Origin of the sequence: Moorena sp. SIO4A5 (assembly GCF_010672005.1) — a bacterium.
Taxonomy (GTDB): Bacteria; Cyanobacteriota; Cyanobacteriia; order Cyanobacteriales; family Coleofasciculaceae; genus Moorena.
On record NZ_JAAHHZ010000062.1, the window covers coordinates 13119 to 31980 of the forward strand.

General features: G+C 43.8%; 17 protein-coding genes. 11 read left to right on the forward strand and 6 right to left on the reverse strand.

Annotated features, from left to right (window positions below; genetic code table 11):
- The first annotated feature begins 433 nt into the window (after positions 1-433).
- The 8 genes from F6K57_RS19535 (at position 434) to rd (ending at position 7695) form a co-directional block, all read left to right on the forward strand.
- Complete coding sequence (locus tag F6K57_RS19535; protein ID WP_293070043.1) at positions 434-583, forward strand: hypothetical protein; 150 nt, start codon at positions 434-436, stop codon at positions 581-583.
- Between the two features lie 323 nt (positions 584-906).
- On the forward strand, positions 907-1176 hold the full coding sequence (pipX, locus tag F6K57_RS19540) for a transcriptional coactivator PipX (protein WP_293025033.1): 270 nt from the start codon (positions 907-909) through the stop codon (positions 1174-1176).
- Between the two features lie 437 nt (positions 1177-1613).
- Positions 1614-2201, forward strand: a complete 588-nt coding sequence (locus tag F6K57_RS19545) for a cell division protein SepF (protein WP_293025031.1) — start codon at positions 1614-1616, stop codon at positions 2199-2201.
- A gap of 68 nt (positions 2202-2269) precedes the next feature.
- Entirely contained in the window at positions 2270-3094 is an 825-nt protein-coding gene (gene proC, locus F6K57_RS19550; RefSeq protein WP_075900396.1) for a pyrroline-5-carboxylate reductase, read from the forward strand.
- A gap of 444 nt (positions 3095-3538) precedes the next feature.
- Positions 3539-4993 carry a hypothetical protein gene (locus F6K57_RS19555; protein ID WP_293070045.1) on the forward strand — a complete coding sequence of 485 codons (1455 nt, stop codon included), beginning with the start codon at positions 3539-3541 and terminating at the stop codon, positions 4991-4993.
- A gap of 137 nt (positions 4994-5130) precedes the next feature.
- Positions 5131-6474, forward strand: a complete 1344-nt coding sequence (locus tag F6K57_RS19560) for a lipid II flippase MurJ (RefSeq protein ID WP_293025027.1) — start codon at positions 5131-5133, stop codon at positions 6472-6474.
- A gap of 18 nt (positions 6475-6492) precedes the next feature.
- The gene (locus F6K57_RS19565) at positions 6493-7437 is read left to right on the forward strand and encodes a sulfotransferase (protein ID WP_293025025.1); all 945 of its coding nucleotides are present in this window, start codon (positions 6493-6495) and stop codon (positions 7435-7437) included.
- A gap of 96 nt (positions 7438-7533) precedes the next feature.
- Positions 7534-7695 (forward strand): rubredoxin, encoded by a 162-nt coding sequence (gene rd / locus F6K57_RS19570; RefSeq protein ID WP_293025023.1) that lies wholly within the window; start codon positions 7534-7536, stop codon positions 7693-7695.
- Between the two features lie 201 nt (positions 7696-7896).
- Here the strand turns inward: rd and F6K57_RS19575 are convergent, their stop codons facing one another.
- From F6K57_RS19575 to fraC, 3 genes are all read right to left on the reverse strand, one after another.
- A complete protein-coding gene (locus F6K57_RS19575; RefSeq protein ID WP_293070048.1) occupies positions 7897-9405 on the reverse strand; it encodes a DNA phosphorothioation system restriction enzyme in 1509 nt (502 codons plus the stop codon).
- A gap of 284 nt (positions 9406-9689) precedes the next feature.
- Entirely contained in the window at positions 9690-10790 is a 1101-nt protein-coding gene (locus F6K57_RS19580) for a DUF5357 family protein (RefSeq protein ID WP_293070049.1), read from the reverse strand.
- Positions 10791-10798: 8 nt separating this feature from the next.
- Entirely contained in the window at positions 10799-11359 is a 561-nt protein-coding gene (fraC, locus tag F6K57_RS19585) for a filament integrity protein FraC (RefSeq protein WP_293070051.1), read from the reverse strand.
- A gap of 645 nt (positions 11360-12004) precedes the next feature.
- Between fraC and F6K57_RS19590 the strand changes: the two genes are divergently transcribed.
- Positions 12005-12619, forward strand: a complete 615-nt coding sequence (locus F6K57_RS19590) for a GUN4 domain-containing protein (RefSeq protein ID WP_293025015.1) — start codon at positions 12005-12007, stop codon at positions 12617-12619.
- A gap of 725 nt (positions 12620-13344) precedes the next feature.
- Positions 13345-14883, forward strand: a complete 1539-nt coding sequence (locus tag F6K57_RS19595; RefSeq protein WP_293045623.1) for a DUF3084 domain-containing protein — start codon at positions 13345-13347, stop codon at positions 14881-14883.
- Between the two features lie 255 nt (positions 14884-15138).
- On the opposite strand, the gene F6K57_RS19600 is transcribed toward F6K57_RS19595, so the two are convergent.
- Entirely contained in the window at positions 15139-15486 is a 348-nt protein-coding gene (locus F6K57_RS19600) for a hypothetical protein (RefSeq protein WP_293025011.1), read from the reverse strand.
- 851 nt (positions 15487-16337) lie between these two features.
- Between F6K57_RS19600 and F6K57_RS19605 the strand changes: the two genes are divergently transcribed.
- On the forward strand, positions 16338-17162 hold the full coding sequence (locus tag F6K57_RS19605; RefSeq protein WP_293070054.1) for an NAD-dependent epimerase/dehydratase family protein: 825 nt from the start codon (positions 16338-16340) through the stop codon (positions 17160-17162).
- Between the two features lie 105 nt (positions 17163-17267).
- On the opposite strand, the gene F6K57_RS19610 is transcribed toward F6K57_RS19605, so the two are convergent.
- Together F6K57_RS19610 and F6K57_RS19615 are read right to left on the reverse strand one after the other, a co-directional pair.
- Complete coding sequence (locus F6K57_RS19610) at positions 17268-17513, reverse strand: hypothetical protein (protein ID WP_293070056.1); 246 nt, start codon at positions 17511-17513, stop codon at positions 17268-17270.
- Between the two features lie 54 nt (positions 17514-17567).
- The gene (locus tag F6K57_RS19615) at positions 17568-18827 is read right to left on the reverse strand and encodes a class I SAM-dependent methyltransferase (RefSeq protein ID WP_293025007.1); all 1260 of its coding nucleotides are present in this window, start codon (positions 18825-18827) and stop codon (positions 17568-17570) included.
- Positions 18828-18862 lie beyond the last annotated feature (35 nt).

Here is an 18862-nt window from a genome sequence, read left to right on the forward strand (position 1 = left end):
GCCCAGTGTGTCAGCCTACTATCCAAATTGAGTGACCAAATTGAGTGACCAATTTACCAGGACTTACTCACGCTTGATGCCCAGCAATTGAGACAAAGTAACATGGACAATTGTAAAATCACTATCAATTCATAATAATGACCCTACAAACATTGCAGGGTCGAGATTAGGCTATTAGCAAAATGCTTACCCTTAATCAATAACATCCTGAAAACGCCTAATCAGTTATTATCTGGATGCACCTCTATACTGATAGTTTTTGTCTCTTGTTCATTCAATTTTTCAGTCATTAGACTCGTTAATCCGGATAGTTTGTTGGCTAATTACTAGGGGAATCATTAGCTTATAGAACCATTATCGACCTAGAATTTTTGAAACATGTGGATTTCTGAGCAATCTTTATTAAAGTTTCACGAAGTCACCGCCAAAACTATTGCCAAAACTATTGCCAAAACTATTAGTGTATTTTTTTCCTCCCCATCCTCTTTCCCTATGGGATTCTTATCAATCCTCAGTCTATCTCAAATCTGTTGGTATCGGTATTGAGCAGTTCAACCAAGGTAGGGGAGATGTATTTATGTAAGATTTGGGTAGACTTAGTGAGTTAGATCAGATTGCCATGATCTTAGAAATCTTATGGTGTCAGAAACAATATGACCCAATCCCCTAATTGTTCTCCCTGGCAAACTCAAATCCACTAATCAAGCTATTATCTCTATAACTTGGTTAAAGTCTTTAGGAATTGTTAGGGTCTTGGTGACTCCTAGTGTGACCTGAATTAACTAATTAACCAAAACCCCTGGCATAATACCACTAACCTGACTAAGGAAAAGTAAGTCATGGCAATGACTTATTTGACCCAAATCAGACTGTTCGGTGCTCAAGTACCGCCTAGTATGGATTTTGATGAGTTCTGAAAACTACCTCCATCACCCCAATTTTGGTCTACTGTTTCGAGTTTGCATTGTTGAAGAACAACAAGAGTTGTTCACTACGATCTATGCCCAGAGACTTTTCTTTTTGGTGAAAAGTACCACCAATGGTATTGCCTTTGAGCCAATCAGTCGTTCTGAGGCTCGGCTGTTGGTAGAAAATCGCCTTCGCTTACTTAGGCGCAGTGGTTCATCGGCTGACTATGAGCAGCTTCGGATTATCCATCAGCAAACCTTCCAATAAGTTCCATTAGGAAACCCGTTCGGGTTAATTGGGAGACTCTTTGGAGCCGGACAAGGTGAATGGGCTGATATTACCGCCAGAAGTAGGTATAAACGATGATTGTGAGGGTTTTCTGAAATTAGGTTATGGCTAGAGCCAAGTAATGGGGTAGTATATACCCAACCACATCCATCATCAATATTGCCCTCTTATATATAATGGCATAACCTTCTGCTAAGTGTTTGTTTCCACAACTACACCCCAAGCAGAAGGCAGATATATATTCTATATTGATAACCTTGTGGTGTTCTCAAGGGTGAAAATTATTAAGTAAGCTTATGGGGTAAGTTAGACTGTTTACGTTCTAGTCTAAGCATCTACTCAAGACTGCTGCCCTAGAGAAGGTCGATTATCGGTTTTGCAGAAGCTTACACTAAAGTTGTGATGGAGAGTTGACTATGAGCGGTATTTTTAATAAACTGCGCGATTTCGTCGGTCTGAATGAGCCAGTGGAATACGAATACGAATATGAAGATATGGAGGGGGATGCTTACCCAACTCCCTACCCACAAGAGCAACCGGTGCAACCGCCACCAGAGGAGGAACGTCCGACAAGACGTCGTTCTCGGGAGCGGACAACGGTATCAGAAGCAGGCGTAGGGCCATCTCCGATCAATAATGTGATTGGCATGCCTGGAGCAGCCAATGGGATTTCAGAGGTGGCAGTGATTGAACCTCGTTCGTTTGAAGAAATGCCCCAAGTGATTCAGGCACTGCGGGAACGGAAGTCGGTGGTCTTAAACCTGACTATCATGGATCCAGACCAAGCACAACGAGCGGTGGACTTTGTGGCTGGTGGGACTTACGCTATTGATGGTCATCAAGAGCGTATTGGTGAAAGTATTTTCTTGTTCACACCAAGCTGTGTTCAGGTAAGTACTCAGTCTGGTGTGATTCATGAGATACCTACTCCCCAAGTCCCTAATCCCCGTCAGACAGCTCCGTCACCAGCCTGGGGTTCTGAGCCAGATCAGATGGCTCAGTAAGCGTCAGGACTTGACAAGTGTATAGTGTTTCATGAATAACATTAATAGTTGAAAAGAGAGGTGTTGGGTTGCCTATAAAACTTGGCATAATTGGTGGCGGTGTCATGGGAGAAGCCCTCCTATCCCGTCTACTTGCCCAACAACTTTACCACCCTGATCAGGTCTTGGTGAGTGAGCTGCTGGAGCAGCGCCGTGATGGTTTGGCGCAAAAATACGGCATAAGGGTCACTGCCAATAACCAAGCGGCAGCGGCAGCATCAGAGGTTTTGTTACTGGCAATTAAACCTCAGGTATTTGAAGCGGTAGCGGCAGAACTGGGAATGGGTAGAGGTGACAACGGTCACAGCTTAGGAACGTTGCCAATGGTGATTTCAATTATAGCTGGAGTGCCTCTGGAACGACTGGAAACCGCTTTTGCCTCCCAGCCAGTGATCCGGGCAATGCCTAATACTCCTGCAACAGTTGGGGCAGGAATCACAGCCCTAGCGGCCGGAAAATGGGTATCGCCTGATCAAATGGAGCAAGCAAAGACAATTTTTAGGGCTGTTGGTGAAGTAGTTGAGATTCCGGAACACCTGATGGATGCGGTGACCGGTTTATCTGGGTCAGGCCCAGCTTATGTGGCGATTTTGGTGGAAGCCCTAGCAGATGGGGGCGTGGCAGCTGGATTACCCAGAGCGATCGCATTACAGTTGGCCCTGTCTACAGTATTGGGGACAGCCCAGCTGTTACAAGAAACTCAAATGCATCCAGCTCAATTGAAGGATAAGGTGACTAGTCCTGGGGGAACCACAATTGCTGCGATCGCTAAGTTGGAGAAGGCTGGTTTTCGATCAGCTTTGATTGAGGCGGTTTTAGGGTCTTATCAGCGTTCTCGGGAGTTGGGAGGTTGAAGATTGGAAGTTGAAGGTTGAACGCGATTGCGTGGCCTTTTGGCCAAGGTTGAAGGTTGAAGGTTGAAGGTTGAAGGTTGAAGGTTGAAGGTTGAAGGTTGAAGGTTGTTAACCCTTGGCTTCCCTTGTAGGGTAGGTTGAACATGGATCAGAACTGATTGATCAAGTGAATTTTAAGATCGATTAGGCTAGGCCGTTGTTAGTTGGTCTTGGCTAACCCCATCTGCATCTGTAGTATTATGGGGGTGTGATTTCAATGGGCAAAAAAAAACTATTGTGGGCGTCATCTAATTCTGTCATCTAGTTCTATAATAATAGCAGCTAGAGGATTTATCCCACTGGTCAAAATTGTTTAAAAGCACGGTATCTGAACTACAATCACAAAATATTCATAATTTAGTCTGAATGTAAATTTGTGGACTGCATCTATTCTGATCACAGACGATGACAGAATCTTCAATTCCGATTCGAGCCTTACCAAAAGCACGCCAACGTTCTCGACCCAATGGGTTGAAATGGTTTTCCTACATAAGTTTGGGGATTTTGAGTAATGCTGCTATTTTGGGTTTAGCTTTTTTTGTGCTCGAGCAAATCCCTCCAACTTACACCAGTAAGGCAGCAGCAATTATACCTGGTGTGGGTTCTCAAGGATCTGTTCAACTCCCTGGAGTCGGTCAAGCTTCCTCCAATCCAGGTGAGAAGTCTCCTTACGGATATCTTTTAAAGGTAGATCCACGAGAAAACTACCAGTATATCGCCATGAGTGACGTCGTATTAACTGAAGCTGCTGCTGCTGTTAATACCTCAGTCAAAGATTTTGAAGAGTTTGCCAAGCCAAGGGTTTCTTTGGATAGAGGTACCACTATCATAGAATTTGAAGTGGATGGCAAAAGCAAACTGGAAGCTCAGCGAAATACTCGGGCTTTTTATCAAGCCTTAGTCAAGCGGATTGATTACTTGAGAGCAGAAGAATCAGCTCGTCAGGATAACAAGACGTTGTTAGCGTTAGACTCTGCTAATAGTAACTTAAAAAAAGCCCAAACAAAGCTTTCTCAATTCAAAAAGAATTCACCGCTCAAAATTTCTGAACAAATCAAGAACCTTTCAGAAGAAGTAGAGAGCTTGCGAGTGGAGCGTGCTAATTTATTGGCTCAGCAGCAAGCGGCTACCTCTGGATTAAGGCAGCTAGAAGCTAACCTAAGGTTGTCAACTGACCAAGCAGCCGATGCTCTGATGCTTCAGGATGATGAAGTCTTTAAAAAGCTTTGGCAAAACTATAGCGATATCAGCGCTAACCTAACGATACTCAATACTCAATGGACACCAAATAGCCCTCAGGTGATTAATCTCAAAGCTAAGAAGCAAGCGGCGCTTGAGGCATTACTTGCTCGTAGCCAACAGCTATTGGGCAAGCGGATGGATGTTCAACGTTTGGATAATCTCAATTTAGGCTTAGATGCCCAGACAGGTCGAGCAAATCTAGCACAAGTGTTAATCAACCAGAGAGCTCAACAGCAGGGACTAACCGGTCAAGTTAACACCTTGGCAGAACAAATTGCTCAGCTAGAGTCTAGACTTCAAACCTTGATTCAGGAGCAGTTAACCCTGACTGAGCTTGAGCGAGAGGTGCAAATCTCTGAAGCTATATTTACGGCGAAGTCGGCTCAATTAAACTTGAATAAATCGGATCATGCTACTGCTTATCCAACCCTGCAATTGTTAGTAGAGCCGAACTTACCGAAAGAACCTGTTGGTAATACCAAAAAAACGGTGATGCTGGGGGCTGTGGCGCTTTGCCTGTTAATTACAACTGGGCTGGTTATCCTGGCCTGGGAAAAACCGAGTTCTAAGACAGACGCTCCCAAAGATTCCACTCCGGTACTTCAACCCGAGTCTTAAACTAGTAAATTCAAAAGCACCAACAATTTGGATCTACCAACAATTTCGTAATTTTTGGATACTACCAGCACGGACAACCAAAAGGGAAAAACTCCAAGTCTGCTACCTTAATCAGGTCTATGCAGTAAGTAATAGCAATGAACCTATCCAACCGTATAATCAAAGGCTGGAAATCTCCCACGCTGCGAGTGATGTCTCTGACCTTCTTGGGTATGCTACTGGCGTGGGTTGCAGACATTTTGATGGCGGCGAAACTGGGGACTAGTCAAACCACAGATGCCTTGATTGTTGCCCTGAGCTTACCACGACTAATTGATACCGTGAGCCGGGAGGGAACCAGACAAAGCTTGGTTCCAATGTTCATGGAGCGCCGAGATGCTCTGAGTCTCAGGGAATATCATCGCTTGGTCAGTGGCATTGTCAACTTAGCTTTAGTACTCGGTGTTAGTCTAACTATTCTGTTGGAAATTCTAGCGCCATTGATTATAACTGGGTTAGCCCCAGGATTTTCCCCAGAGGGTAGAGCACAAGCAACGTTTTTATTTCGGGTCTGTGCGCCAATGGTTTTGTTTGCTCCTGGGATTGCGGTCTTTAGTGTAATCCTCAACAGCCAAAGGCGCTTTAGTGCGGTAGCTCTGCGGAATGCGATCGCACCAGGTTTCGTAGTGGCTGCCATTGGGTTGGCATGGCATCAGTCTAGTATTGCTCTGTGGATAGCGTACGCTTATACCTTGGGATTTGGTGGATTCTTTGTGCTGGTATTTCTAGATGCTTTTAAAGCGGGACACCAGCATCAATGGTTGGCCTGGGCTGGCAAAGATGACCTCCTGCGTCTGTGGCAAGCAGGTTCTTTACCCACTATCGGTTTTGTTATTAAGCTCGCATCTAATCTAGTCAAGAGCCAGATGCTGCCTTCCTTAGTAGCAGTTGGTGGGGTGTCCACATTCTACTTTGCGATTCGGATCGTCTCCGCTGCTCAAACGATTATTGGTGTCAGTATTGCTACCACCAGCTTGCCTGCCATGACAGAGCATGACTTAGCTGGGCATAAATCCCGGTTGGGATCGGCTTTGCGCAAAAACCTGACTAAAACCCTATTAGTAAGCTTACCTGCAGTACTTTTCATTGTGGTATCCCATGGGGAAATCATTCGTTTGCTATACGGACATGGTTCTTTTGAAGCTACCTCTATTGAGCAGACGTCTCAAGTGTTCTTGTGGTTAGGGCTGTCGTTGGCATTTATTTCTCTAATCCCCGTGCTTGAAGCTGGCTTGTATGCTCAGAGAGCTTATGGTTTGGTTGTCTGGAGTATGGTGACTATGGCATTTGTAGGGGTTGCTCTGAGTTGGTTATTTTGGCAAGTTTGGGGATTGATTGGTATTGCTATGAGTTGGCCTGTTATGGCTCTTATCTATGTGATACTTATCATCTATCTACTCCATCAAAAGGGTGTTTCTGTCCTCACCAACCATCCTAGTTAATCAGGGTTAATAAACTCTATGAATAGTTCAAGTATTAAACAGCACGCTTACTTGATTATTGGAGGCACGACAAAAGCGGCAACAACATCACTATTTTATTACCTAGCTGATCATCCTCAAGTTTGTACCTCTAACCTCAAAGAAATTCGCTTCTTTTTGGATAAAGATTATCCGGAAGCTTCCAACTATCGATATGAAGATGGTCTAGAAAAATATGATGATATTTTCCGTTATGCTCAGTGTTACCATTGCGAAAAAATTCGGATGGAGGCAACACCAGACTATCTTTACTCATCAGGGACACCCCATAAAATCAAACTATCTCTACCAAATGTAAAACTTATATTTATCCTAAGGGAACCGGTTTATCGCTTAATTTCTTGGTATAAGTTTGCTAAACAGAAAGAGTATATTCCTCAAGATATCAGCTTTGATAACTATGTTAACCAGCAATTAATTAATGATAATTTTTATCACGAAAATACCTATACCTATATGCGTTCCCTTGAGCAAGGACGTTATTCTTTCTACTTAAAGCCTTACTTTGACTTATTCGGCTCCGATAGAATTTATGTAGATTTTTATGAAGAATTATCCCGTAATCCCAAATCTGTGCTTGAAAAAATCTGTGGATTTGCAGGAATTGATCCCAGCTTCTATGGGGATTATCTCTTTAAAGTATATAATCCCAGCAAGGCAGTAAAAAATTGGTGGTTTCACCGGAATTATGAGCAGTTTTTAAAGTCGATGCGTCAATATACACAAGACAAACCCATTCACAAAGTTTTAAGGAAAATTCGACGGTCGCTCGATCCGATCTATTTACGCCTTAACGTGCAGCCTCAGGAAAAAGTGTCGATTTCACCAGCTATCAAAAATGCTCTTACTAAGTATTATAAACAGGAAGTTACAGCATTGGAAGAACTGCTTGGTCGCTCAGTTCCATGGGAGTCATGGAATTAATTATATAAAAAAACAATAACAAAGAACACTACCGAAACAACGGCACACGATATGATCAGACTGATGAGAGAAGAACACTAATTTAGGTCAATATCCATGAAGAAATATGTCTGTACCGTTTGCGGCTATGTATATGACCCAGAGGTAGGGGATCCAGATAGTGGCATTGCACCGGGAACACCCTTTGAAGATATTCCAGATGACTGGGTATGTCCGACCTGTGGGGTGAGTAAGGAAGATTTTGAACCGGAAGATTGACAATCGTTTATTGTCGTAATCGGTGACACTGCCACCGTGTCTTGATGCAGCGCGGTCATGGGGGAAACCACGCCAGTTGCTCATGGGGGGAACCCCCAAGACCGCACTGGCTCCCCAAGACCGCGCTGCATCGCTTTTTTTGATCAAAAATCATGGGAGGCCAGAAAAACTGGTCTCTTAGAAAAATCGCTTTCTTGGGAATTAGCAATCTGGCACTCCATAGCGCTGCTGAATTTCCAGCAATTTTACCCTGGCCTCCCCAGCATTATCGGCCAACTCAGCAAACTCCAAAAATCGCTTCAATTCCTTTTTCAACAAACTCCGTTCCACTTCCCAAGTTTCTCGTCCTAAATCTGGGGGCAAAACAATCATGTCAAATAACGTTGCCCGTTCCTTACCTGGGTGCGGTCGCAACACTCGCCCTCGCCGCTGAATAAATTGCCGGGGATTGCTACTACTTGCCAGAATTACCGCCGTTTCAATGGATGGAATATCCACCCCTTCATCCAAACATCGAATTGCTACTAACCCCTGCAACTCCCCCCGCTCAAATTGACGACGTAATTCCTCCCGTTCTGCCAACGGTGTCTGAGCAGTGTAGGTGTTGACCCGATAGCCCAGTTGAGAACCTAATAACTGGGTTACTGCTGCTAACTGACGGTTGCTTTCATTACTCACTTGCCCATCTACGGAACCATCCCCACAATAAAACAAGGTATGGTAGGTGTTGAGACGCTTAGCCATTAACCGCTGCAACGCCCTTAACTTGTTAGCAGCCGCCCCAACTAACCGAGCTCGTTGCATCAATAACGATGTTAAAGTAGTGTCATTTTCTATATCGTCTGCTTCCCCTAATGCCCAACCAATCCGTTGAGTTAATCTAGCATAGGCAATATTTTCCGCCTCTGTTAATTCCACGAACACCGGATAGTATAGGTAACGCACTAGCGCTCCTTGGTGAATCGCATCGGCTAAGGTCAGTTCTGGTTGTAACACTGAACCAAAATAGTCAAACAACGCTTCTGTGCCAGCTTCATCAAAATACCGTTCCGGTGTAGCTGACAGACCAAGGCGCAGTCCAATGTTACGGGGTAAACTCTTTTCGATGCGGGTAGTCCCCAAATTATGGGCTTCATCTCCCACTATCAGGGTTTTTTCAGGAAAATACTTCAGCTGAGACTGGAAACCATCCTTAATCAGGGTAGAATTGGTAGTGATTATGGTAATAAACGATTGTTTCCCAACCTGGAGGTTGTATAGCTGGGCAGACAGTTGACTCTGCCAACTGTAGACACTCTCGAAGGCTAAGATCGGTTCGAGATTAAAGTGTTCGCATTCTCTTGCCCACTGAGTAACCAAGTGGCGGTAAGGGCAAACCACCAGCAACACCTGTAAGCCGATTTTTTGATACAGTTCCGTTGCGATCGCTAAAGCAGTAATCGTTTTACCACTACCCGTTGCCATTTTCAGGGTTCCTCGTCCCCGATGGGCAAACCAATTGGCCACCGCTTGCCGCTGATACTGCCGCAACTGAATATCTGGTGGTATCCTAGGGCATCCCTTGGGTGAGTGAGTCTCAAAGGAGAGCGGTAATTGGTAAGCTCCCCCCGATTCAGCTACTTTGATGTTACGGGAGGGCTGATAGTATCCTCGTGCTGCTACACTTTCCCAGTCCACTGATACCATGAATGGGAATTTGTTCTTCCTCATTGGTCATTGGTCATTTGGTATTTAATAATTGGTAATTGGTAATTGGTATTTAGTATTTGCTATAGCATTTTTATTTTAGTTGTGAACATAGGATTAAATTAAAAAGGGAGCAGGGAGCAGGGAGTAGGGAGCAGTAGGAAAGAGATTGGAAGATTTTTTGGTGTTATTAAAAATCAGCAATATTGTTCGTGTCCTATTTATAAATCCTAGATTTCCTAGTTGCTATTTTCTAGTTGCTATTTTCTAGTTTACTGGATCCAAGCAAGTCTTTTGAATTTTACTTTTTACTGTTTACCTTGGTCAGCGAACACCTCAATTTCTCCTGTCCTAGAGGCTTGGCATTCCACATTACCAATTGGTTTAGAACCTAACCCTGATCGCCCATCTACCTGCTTAATGCGACAAGACTTGGTGAAGGAATAAGAGTCAGGTTTGGTGTCAGGGTTTGAACGGGGGCCGTTCCAATTGGCCTGCAAGTCTAAGTTATAGTCAGACCCAGACTTCCTGGATGAAAATTTATAGGTCACTTTCCATAGAGGATCTTCAGCAACCGGTGAGCTTTGCTTGGCTTGATATTCAATTCCCTTCAGCAACTTTTTATGATTTACTTTAAGCAGGGATTTCTCAACCTCTGACCAAGATTTTTCATTCAACTCTTCTTTCAATTGAACTTCCATCCCCTCTAAGATCGATACACCTCTAGATACCATAGTGACTTGGGCAGAGGGCAATTTCCAGACAAAGGAACTATGGATAAAATCATCGCTCAGTAAGCTAGGATATTGCACTAGCCAGTTTTGAATCACGAAATAAAACTGTATCCAGCAGCTAATCAGGAGCTGGCTACCGAATAAGATAACTAGATATTGACGTTCTGCTGGAGACGGTTTTTTTACCTTCAATCTTACTGCTAAAATATAAGGTAAAGCCGCAATTACGGCTGATATCAATGGCCAACTAATGAACGTCAAGGGTGATACGTCTTTGGAGTCGATGCCCAATAAATAGGTACTGATACCGTCAATTACGAGCTGGTATTCTCCAACGTTTAAATTGATGCCGAATAGGTAAATACTAGTTAGTGCGCCAGTAATCCAGGGACCCAGGGGCAAGCCTGTCTTGGCGTCTTTGTTCTTCTTGGCAATTCTTAGCTTAGCCGCCGCTGCCGTTACCCAGTAGACAAATAAAATAAATAAAATACCACCACAGCTTGCTATCAGCCGTTGTACAAATCCCGTGGCTAACCCTGCCATTACATAGGAAAAAACAGTTAGCCACATTAGAGCCTGCCAGGAAAATGCCTTGGGAGGTTTCAGTACCTTTACCAGCGAGTCTACCACCGCTAAGCCAATGACAAATTCGAATAGGGATGTGAAAAATTTCACGACGCTAGTTATCCACTAATGGGGTTGACATAAAGGAAACGCAGAAACAAAAGCAGTAAAATAGCGCTATAGCTACAGGAATTAGCAATGAGGACGACCATAGCTCGATTTTCCCCACCCGATCCTCTCTGACCAGAGCGCCTCAAGGATAATGACTTTTCCTCGTCGGAAGCTGATGTGGAAGCAGTTGCCTGATCTTCAGCTAGTTCTAAAAAGATTTTGAGTAACCTCAGCCCTGCCAGCTTAATAATAAAGGAAAGAAAGAAAATTGTGATCACACTCATAGCGATAAGAGTATAAAAATTGTCAGGCTTATCCTCTGAAAAGTGATCGAAAAAGATATAACTAATCATCTGGCCTTGAAATTCCGTAGGGAGTTGGTCGTGAAGGGCAAAAAAACACCACCAACCTACAATAGTGGAAAGTAGATTAATCGATGTAGCTTGCTGCATGCTGGTTTTGCGGTTGAGTTTTAGCCCTCGTTGCAGGACTATCCCTTCCACCGCAATTACCACCAGCAGGAAGAGAGTTTGAAACACGACCGTCTGTAGAGGCAATACAGGTGCCATAATTTTCGGTTTGCTCCAACGTAATAATTTGCATTAAAAACCCGTTTGAGCCACATTTTACCTGCACGATTCGGTGAAACTTGGTTTTGTTGACACCTTATGTTGACACCTTATGTTGACACCTTATGTTGACACTTTATAGTTGATTATTTTGTGTCAACCTTCAACAGAAATGGAGCAACTAAATGGGAGCAGGTCTAATGTTCATTAAATTAGACTACCAGTAATTTTCCGATACTGGTAGTTAATTTGAATGAGGGGTGTTACCCCTAAGCCTTTTTTTGCGGGTTTCCTGTTAAACTCCATAACCACAGGCTATACATTGAAGCACGACTAGGAACATCTGTAAAGATGCGATTGGCCGTAGGCCACGCTACGGGAACGCATTTTGTTACATATTTTGTCTCTTAGATACCTGTTTGACCTGCGGTCACCCTTCGCGAACAGAATTTAGGGTTTAGGCTCTAGGGTTTAGACTCTAGGGAGGGTTCTGTTGAAAGTTGTCTAGCTCTCTTAGGACGGAGGTGCTCAAGTGCCCCTGTTGTAGCTCATACCTAATACGATTAGCCTAATACCTAGAATTTCTCGATTATTGCTGTATGGCTTTGCGGTCAGTGTCTGGTAGTTGACTATTAGGGCAATGCTATGGTTGATGGATGTACCCCACACCTGACAGACAAGCCAAAACTTTATCTTTACTGTATCTTTGCTGATCAACTCCCATCACCATGGCGCAAACCTATGACACGACATCACTATGAACCTGAACTCAAACTGCGTTCTGAAAAAGGAGTAGACTACACTAAACTGCGAGACGTACTAGCAGCAGGAAAGTGGAAAGAAGCCGACTTAGAGACAGCCAGGGTACTCCTGGAAGCAGCAGGTCGAGAAGCTGAAAAATGGCTAGATGTAGAGTCGCTCAAAACATTTCCCTGTGCTGACCTGCTGACCATTGACCAGCTTTGGGTAAGATACAGCCAAGGACACTTTGGACTTAGTGTTCAACAATCCATTTATCAAGAGGCTGGAGGAGACTGCGTCAGGCTAGGTGAACGCATCGGTTGGAGAGTGAGGGGAGAGTGGATAGCCTATAGTAAAATCAAATGGAATCTAGATGCCCAGATGGGACACCTACCCGTCTGTATGGCATTCATCTGGAGTAATCATCGGTCTGTATCCGGTATCGTGTGGTTATCTCGGGTAGGGTGTGAGGCGTGGTATACTTCATTTATGCAAAGACTTGTAGAGTGTAGCATATAAGCGTTACAGCCCAAGGAAATAATTCTTTCAACAAAAATTTTAAATAAAAATCACATTTTTTTAGTTTTAGAACTCAAAACTCCCAGGTCTATTGTTTAGAGCGCCCTTTGTACAAACTAGGGATAATTTGTTAGTCTATGGGTTACTCCCCACGCCCTACTGCTGGTGCTGGAAGTCGATAAATCTTTTGGAGCGTTTACCATAAAAAAACATAATTCTCTAAACCTATGAGATAGGCTGTATCTGGATAGACAACAATGGAGTATTGAAACTCTGCGCTCTTCCATAGGCGCAGATTCTTCGGAGGAGTTAACTAACAAATGTTAGCCATTGCTCGAAACAATCACATCAACTTAACCTGCCGTAACACCAATAAGCTTGCAGTCCATCAGGCAGTGCCAATTACCGCTACTCTCTCACGGTGGTGGGGGTTGAGGTTAAGTATGTGGTTTAATTCACTAGCCTTAAAGCCTTTGCTTGTAGGGGCTAAAACTAGACTACGTGGCTGTAGCCAATCAATAATTTCGATTGATTGTCTTTTCAGTGGAAGCTCCCACTACTGGGAGTCCCAGCCAACCGAATGTTTTTTTTTGTATAACTATTATTGTAGTACTTTGACAACAGTTAAAATCGCCTCCTCGCGTTTCCTTCACCAGATAAATAACCACATAAATAACATAAATAACATAAATAATAGTAGTTTCCACTGTCCCGTGAGGCTTTAGATGACCAGCGCTTATATCCTGATTGCCTCAATTTTGGTGTTGGGGGGGTTACTCGCTACCTTAGGCGATCGCATGGGTACACGAGTAGGAAAAGCACGGCTGAGTTTATTTAATCTACGTCCCCGTACTACTGCCACGGTAGTAACAATTATCACCGGTGGCTTAATTTCCGCCTCGACCTTGGGGATTTTGTTTGCCACCAGTGAGTCTCTACGGGATGGGATTTTTGAGCTTGATAATATCCTCAAAAAACTTAGAAGTGCTCGCCGGGAGGTCAGCCAATTAGAGGATGAGAAAGATAGAGTAGAGCGGCAGTTAGAGGACGCCAGAGCAGAGCAAATAGAGGTTCAGAAGCGTTTGGATGAAACCAATCGAAATTTCCAACAGGCTCAAAATCAACTGAAAGATGTCTCTGCTCAGGTTGGGGTGCTGCGTACTGAAATTAAATCACTCCTAAGGGAACGTCAGCTGCTAATCCAACAGCGGAATCAACTCAATGAACAAATTACCCAACTCCAAAGCCAAATCACTCAATTAAAAGAATTGGTGAAGAAACGGGATCAGGAAATGCTGGAGCGAGACCAAGCTATCCAAGAGCGAGACCAAGCTATCCTCAAACAAGACCAAACGATCCAGGATCGGGAGCAGGATCTGGCTGAGAAAGACCAAGCTATAAAACAATTTGACCAGAAAATTGCTGAACGAGATCAAGTCATTGCTCAGCGTGAAACTTTCCTAAAAGAACTCGAACAAGAACTTAAAGAACTTGAACAACAACTTAAACAAAAGGAGAGTCAACTGGCTGAACGTAATCAACAACTTGAATCACAAGAAAAACAACTGGCTTTTTTAAAACGGGAACTAGCAATTCTAGAACAGTACTATCAGAATTATCGAGTACTGCGTCAGGGAAATGTTGCTTTATTTCGTGGTCAGGTACTCACCTCTGGAGTAGTACGAATTGTCGATCCAACAGCTGTAAATCAAGCCGTTGATCAACTGTTGAGCCAAGCCAATAAGACAGCCGTAGACATTACCCGTGCTAGTAGCAGTAATTCCCAAGAGCCACTGGTGCAAATTACTCAAGCACAAGTAGATCAGTTAATCCAGCAGATTAAAGATGGTAGAGACTACGTGGTGCGAATTCTCTCAGCGGGTAACTACGTTGAGGGGGAAAAACCAATACAAGTATTTGCAGATGCAGCCCTCAATCAGGTTGTCTTTAAGGGGGGTGATGTGCTTGCTACCATCTCGACTAATCCCTCAACTATGACCAATGAGCAAATTCGCAAGCGGCTCGATCAGTTGTTGGCAGCCTCTGAGTTCCGTGCTCGTCGCGCTGGGATTTTGGGTGATATCCAAGTCGGAGATGGTCGGCTGACCACCCTAACCAACTTTATTGAGCAGCTGGAGCAGTATAGTCAACCCCTTAATGTCAAAGCTATTGCCCAAGAAACTGCCTACACAGCTGGTCCTTTAAAAATGCAGCTGGTAGCGAGCTACAATGGAGAAGATGTTTTTAAAACTATTGTTAACTAGCTAGGTGGTCAGCGGTCAGCGGTCAGCGGTCAGCCGTTGGCCACGCTACGGGAATGGCCAGGCTACTTGAGGTGCTTAAAATAAACCTCATTTTATTCAAAAGCTATTCAATAGCTGATAGCTGATAGCTGATAGCTGATAGCTGATTGCTAATTGCTGATAGCTGATTGCTGATTGCTGATAGCTGATTGCTGATAGCTGATTGCTGATTGCTAATTGCTGATTGCTAATTGCTGATTGCTGATTGCTTACTTGTTAACTAGCTAGCTCCTCCACAATTTGCCAATCGGGATTGTTATTAACTGCCTCTTGAAGTAGCTCAAACATTTGCCGACAATGGTTATTAACCTGTAGAGGTAACTCTTCATTTTTGACCACAAAATTTATGGGCACTTGTTGCTCAGTGGCTTTCGATTTGTCAATCAATACGTCCACTGTAACCAGCTTGGTAAAGGATATATTATCCGGACTCTCTCTTGCCATTATATAGTCATCACTCTCGTAGAGAATCTCAAAATGGCAGGATTTTAGAACCTCAATCAGTAACGGTAGAAGACGATCAAGGGAAATAGTGATTTTAATGGAACGATTGTAGCGAGCCATATAGACCTGGGGCTTGCTGATAGCTAAACTTTTCTATCTTGACATTTTCCGCTCTAAACGGACGGAGATTCTAGGTTGATCGACTCGCCATAACCTGACGGGTTTATACCAACCAAGCTAGAGGGCAAATCTACCGAAGGGTTTTAGGTCTTATTGACCCAGTTTTCTGCATTCCCTGCTGTAACTTGTTTCTCAAAACGGCTTTTGATAGCTAACTAGTTGTTTGCTTCTAAGCCGACCTAGGTGACCAAATTGTTAGGCAAGGATTACGCAGTACCCTATCTCTGGCGATACTTTTTACTTTACTCTACGGACGAAGGATTTGGGCAATAACTTATTGTTTTTTTAACTTATTTTTAAATTATTGTTTGAAATTATTGGTTTAATTTGTTGGTTTATTACTTTATTAGTTTATTAACTTATTTTTTTTTAACTTTTGTTACTTGCTAAATTTTTCTTTCCTACTCTTGTTAAAACTTTATTGTAATCCAGGATGATTTTAACGCAATTAGTCCCAGATGTCAAGAAAACTATCCACGGCGGTTAAAACCTCCCCACACGCTCACGTTTCATCCCCCCTTGAAAAAGACGGGGTTTTCAAGGAAAGACCCAAGGGGTAGGGTGCATCTCATATTTGTAAAAAAGATCGCAAGTGTGGGGAGTGTGGGGCCCGGGCGCGGGGAGTGTGGGGCCCGGGCGCGGGGAGTGTGGGGAGTGTGGGGCCCGGGCGCGGGAATTTTCGCCGGAATTTTTGCCTAATTTCATGCATTGAGATACACCCGGGTAAAGCTTGCGCGAAGGTAAGATTTTTTATAATAATCGAATTTTAAAAAATAAAACTCAATCGAGCGATGAATGTAGCAATCATTGGTTGTGGATACGTTGGTAGTGCCGTTGCTCACCTTTGGCATCAAGAGTTAGGGTTATCAACTACAGTAACCACTACTACCCCTGAGCGTGTCCCAGAACTAGAAACAATTGCTGACCGAGTCGTTGTGGTTAAAGGAAACGACCCTATTGGTCTCGAATCGGTAGTGAAAAACCAGGAGATTATTCTTTTGTCTGTGGGTGCTGCCAATGGCAAGGTCTATCAAGAAGCCTACTTAGACACAGCCCAAACCTTAGTTTCTGTGCTCAAAACCACTCCTAGGGTACGACAGCTAATTTACACGGGAAGCTATGCTGTCTACGGTGATCGAGAGGCAGGCTGGGTAGACGAAACATCACCGATTGCTCCCCCTAGTCCCAATTATGAAATTCTGGCAGAAACTGAGCAGGTATTACTATCAGCATCCAATCCTAATCTGAAGGTTTGTATCCTGCGTCTGGGAGGAATTTATGGTCCGAAGCGGGAACTACTCAAAATATTTGGTCGATTCGCAGGTACTACTCGTGAGGGTTCGGGTCAAGAAGTCACCAATTGGATTCATCTAGATGACATAGTTGGTGCAATAGAATTTGTCCGTTCTCACCAACTTCAAGGGATTTATAACCTAGTAGATGACCAAATACTGACTTATCAAGACTTGCTTGAAAAAGTATTTAAACAGCACAACTTACCCCCCGTATCCTGGGATTCATCCGTTACTAAAGCCCGACCTTACAATGCCCGAGTGTCAAATAAAAAAATAATTGATGCAGGTTACCAGTTTATTCATCCAGAAAAAATTTTCTAATCTGATTACTCGGTGGAATGAGTTTACTGAAAATTAGCCTAAATATAAGGAACGAGGCGATTGGTGCATGAATCGCCTCTAGCCAAGATTCAACAAATACACTATCTAAAACAAGTGTGAATTTTTTGTGATAAATAGGATTTTGAATTTTAGGGAGTAGGGAGTAGGGAGTAGGGAGTAGGGAGTAGGGAGTAGGGAGTAGGGAGTAGGGAGTAGGGAGTAGGGAGTAGGGAATTGGGAAAAAATATTGTTTACCTTATTACTACAAGAACCGATAATTACCCTTAATAAAAATCTCCCCATCTCCCCATTTCCCCATCTCCCCATCTCCCCATTTCCCCATCTCCCCATCTCCCCATCTCCCCACACTCCCCTCTCTTTCCCTATTCCCCGCTCCCAGCGCTATTAGCTGATCGGTGGTACGGTCAACCCTTTAAGAGCCACCCCTTCTGCTGATGGGGTTAACCCCTTACTTTGAATTAAAACCCCAAAGCCACCCAATCCGGTGGGATCGATCAACTGGTGTAACCGTTGGCGACGCTGCATAATGTTGATCACATCCTGTGCTGTTGCTTTCGCATTTCCCCTTTCTCTAGGATCAGAAAGGGCAGCTATGCGATCGCCTAATCCCAATGCCATTAGAAACAACCCTTGCTTGGTGAAACCTACTTTACCCAAACCACATAACTCTCCTTGTCGCTCTAGGGCAGTAAAATCCACATGAGCCGTAATGTCTTGTTCGCCGATATAACTATAGGGGTTATTATGGTGGCGGTGGCGATAATAACACTGTAATGTTCCCTGATCACGGGCTGGCAAATAATACTTTTGGGCTGGATAGCCATAATCAATGGTTAGGAGAAACCCCTGGTTTAACCGTTTCGCAACAGTTTTAATCCAATCCAGTGCTGCTAGATTCACCTCAGAGCGATAGCCCTCTGGATAGGAACCAGAGAACAAATCAATACCTACCAAATCAAAATACTCTCTCAGTTGGGGTGTAGAAGGGGTATCTAAAACTTCTACAAACTTAATGTCATCCTGATCAACGGTTCCGATATAGATTTCTTTGAGATCTCCTGCTTGCAGCACAACTTGATGTACCGGTAACGCATCAACCAATTCGTTAGAGAAACAGCAACCAGTCACGGAATTGTCTTCTATTTCTTCCCAAGAACACCACCGCACAGGTAACGAGGGCTGGTCATTGTCCAGTCTAGGTAGGTTGAGTTTCAACAACAGCTGCTTCTGTTGAGCAATCATTGCTGTTGCCTTTTCCACAATGATGTAATTTACGGCACCATAGCAATCTGGGTAGTGCTGGTGCAAGTAAACTAGAACATCTGCTGCTAGGAGTCCCTGTCCTGCTCCCATTTCCATCAGAGTAAAGGGATTAGGTTGTCCGAGGATATCCCACATTTGGGCAAACTGTTCAGCAAGTAACTCCCCGAAGTCTTTTCCTAGGTGGGGTGAGGTGAAAAAGTCTCCTGATGAACCAATGTTAACTGCACCACTGGCGTAGTAACCTAGCTGTGGATGGTATAGTGCTAAGTCCATGTACTGGGCAAAGGTAATTCGCTGGTTAGGTGCTGTAGCAATGTGATTAGCAATTACCTTAGGTAGGGGTTGAGTAGATGGAAGGTTTGAATTCAAGAAATTAGTCATTAGACTTCTTGCAGAAGTCGGGAATAGGGAACAGG

Excerpts from the sequence above, each read along its gene's own strand:
- F6K57_RS19560 (WP_293025027.1), top strand. The coding sequence starts at position 5,131 with ATGAACCTATCCAACCGTATAATCAAAGGCTGGAAATCTCCCACGCTG.
- F6K57_RS19565 (WP_293025025.1), top strand. The coding sequence starts at position 6,493 with ATGAATAGTTCAAGTATTAAACAGCACGCTTACTTGATTATTGGAGGC.
- rd (WP_293025023.1), top strand. The coding sequence starts at position 7,534 with ATGAAGAAATATGTCTGTACCGTTTGCGGCTATGTATATGACCCAGAG.
- F6K57_RS19590 (WP_293025015.1), top strand. The coding sequence starts at position 12,005 with ATGGTTGATGGATGTACCCCACACCTGACAGACAAGCCAAAACTTTAT.
- F6K57_RS19610 (WP_293070056.1), bottom strand. The coding sequence starts at position 17,513 with ATGGGGAGATGGGGAAATGGGGAGATGGGGAGATGGGGAAATGGGGAG.
- F6K57_RS19575 (WP_293070048.1), bottom strand. The coding sequence starts at position 9,405 with ATGAGGAAGAACAAATTCCCATTCATGGTATCAGTGGACTGGGAAAGT.
- pipX (WP_293025033.1), top strand. The coding sequence starts at position 907 with ATGAGTTCTGAAAACTACCTCCATCACCCCAATTTTGGTCTACTGTTT.
- F6K57_RS19605 (WP_293070054.1), top strand. The coding sequence starts at position 16,338 with ATGAATGTAGCAATCATTGGTTGTGGATACGTTGGTAGTGCCGTTGCT.
- F6K57_RS19595 (WP_293045623.1), top strand. The coding sequence starts at position 13,345 with ATGACCAGCGCTTATATCCTGATTGCCTCAATTTTGGTGTTGGGGGGG.
- F6K57_RS19615 (WP_293025007.1), bottom strand. The coding sequence starts at position 18,827 with ATGACTAATTTCTTGAATTCAAACCTTCCATCTACTCAACCCCTACCT.
- F6K57_RS19545 (WP_293025031.1), top strand. The coding sequence starts at position 1,614 with ATGAGCGGTATTTTTAATAAACTGCGCGATTTCGTCGGTCTGAATGAG.
- fraC (WP_293070051.1), bottom strand. The coding sequence starts at position 11,359 with ATGGCACCTGTATTGCCTCTACAGACGGTCGTGTTTCAAACTCTCTTC.
- F6K57_RS19600 (WP_293025011.1), bottom strand. The coding sequence starts at position 15,486 with ATGGCTCGCTACAATCGTTCCATTAAAATCACTATTTCCCTTGATCGT.
- F6K57_RS19555 (WP_293070045.1), top strand. The coding sequence starts at position 3,539 with ATGACAGAATCTTCAATTCCGATTCGAGCCTTACCAAAAGCACGCCAA.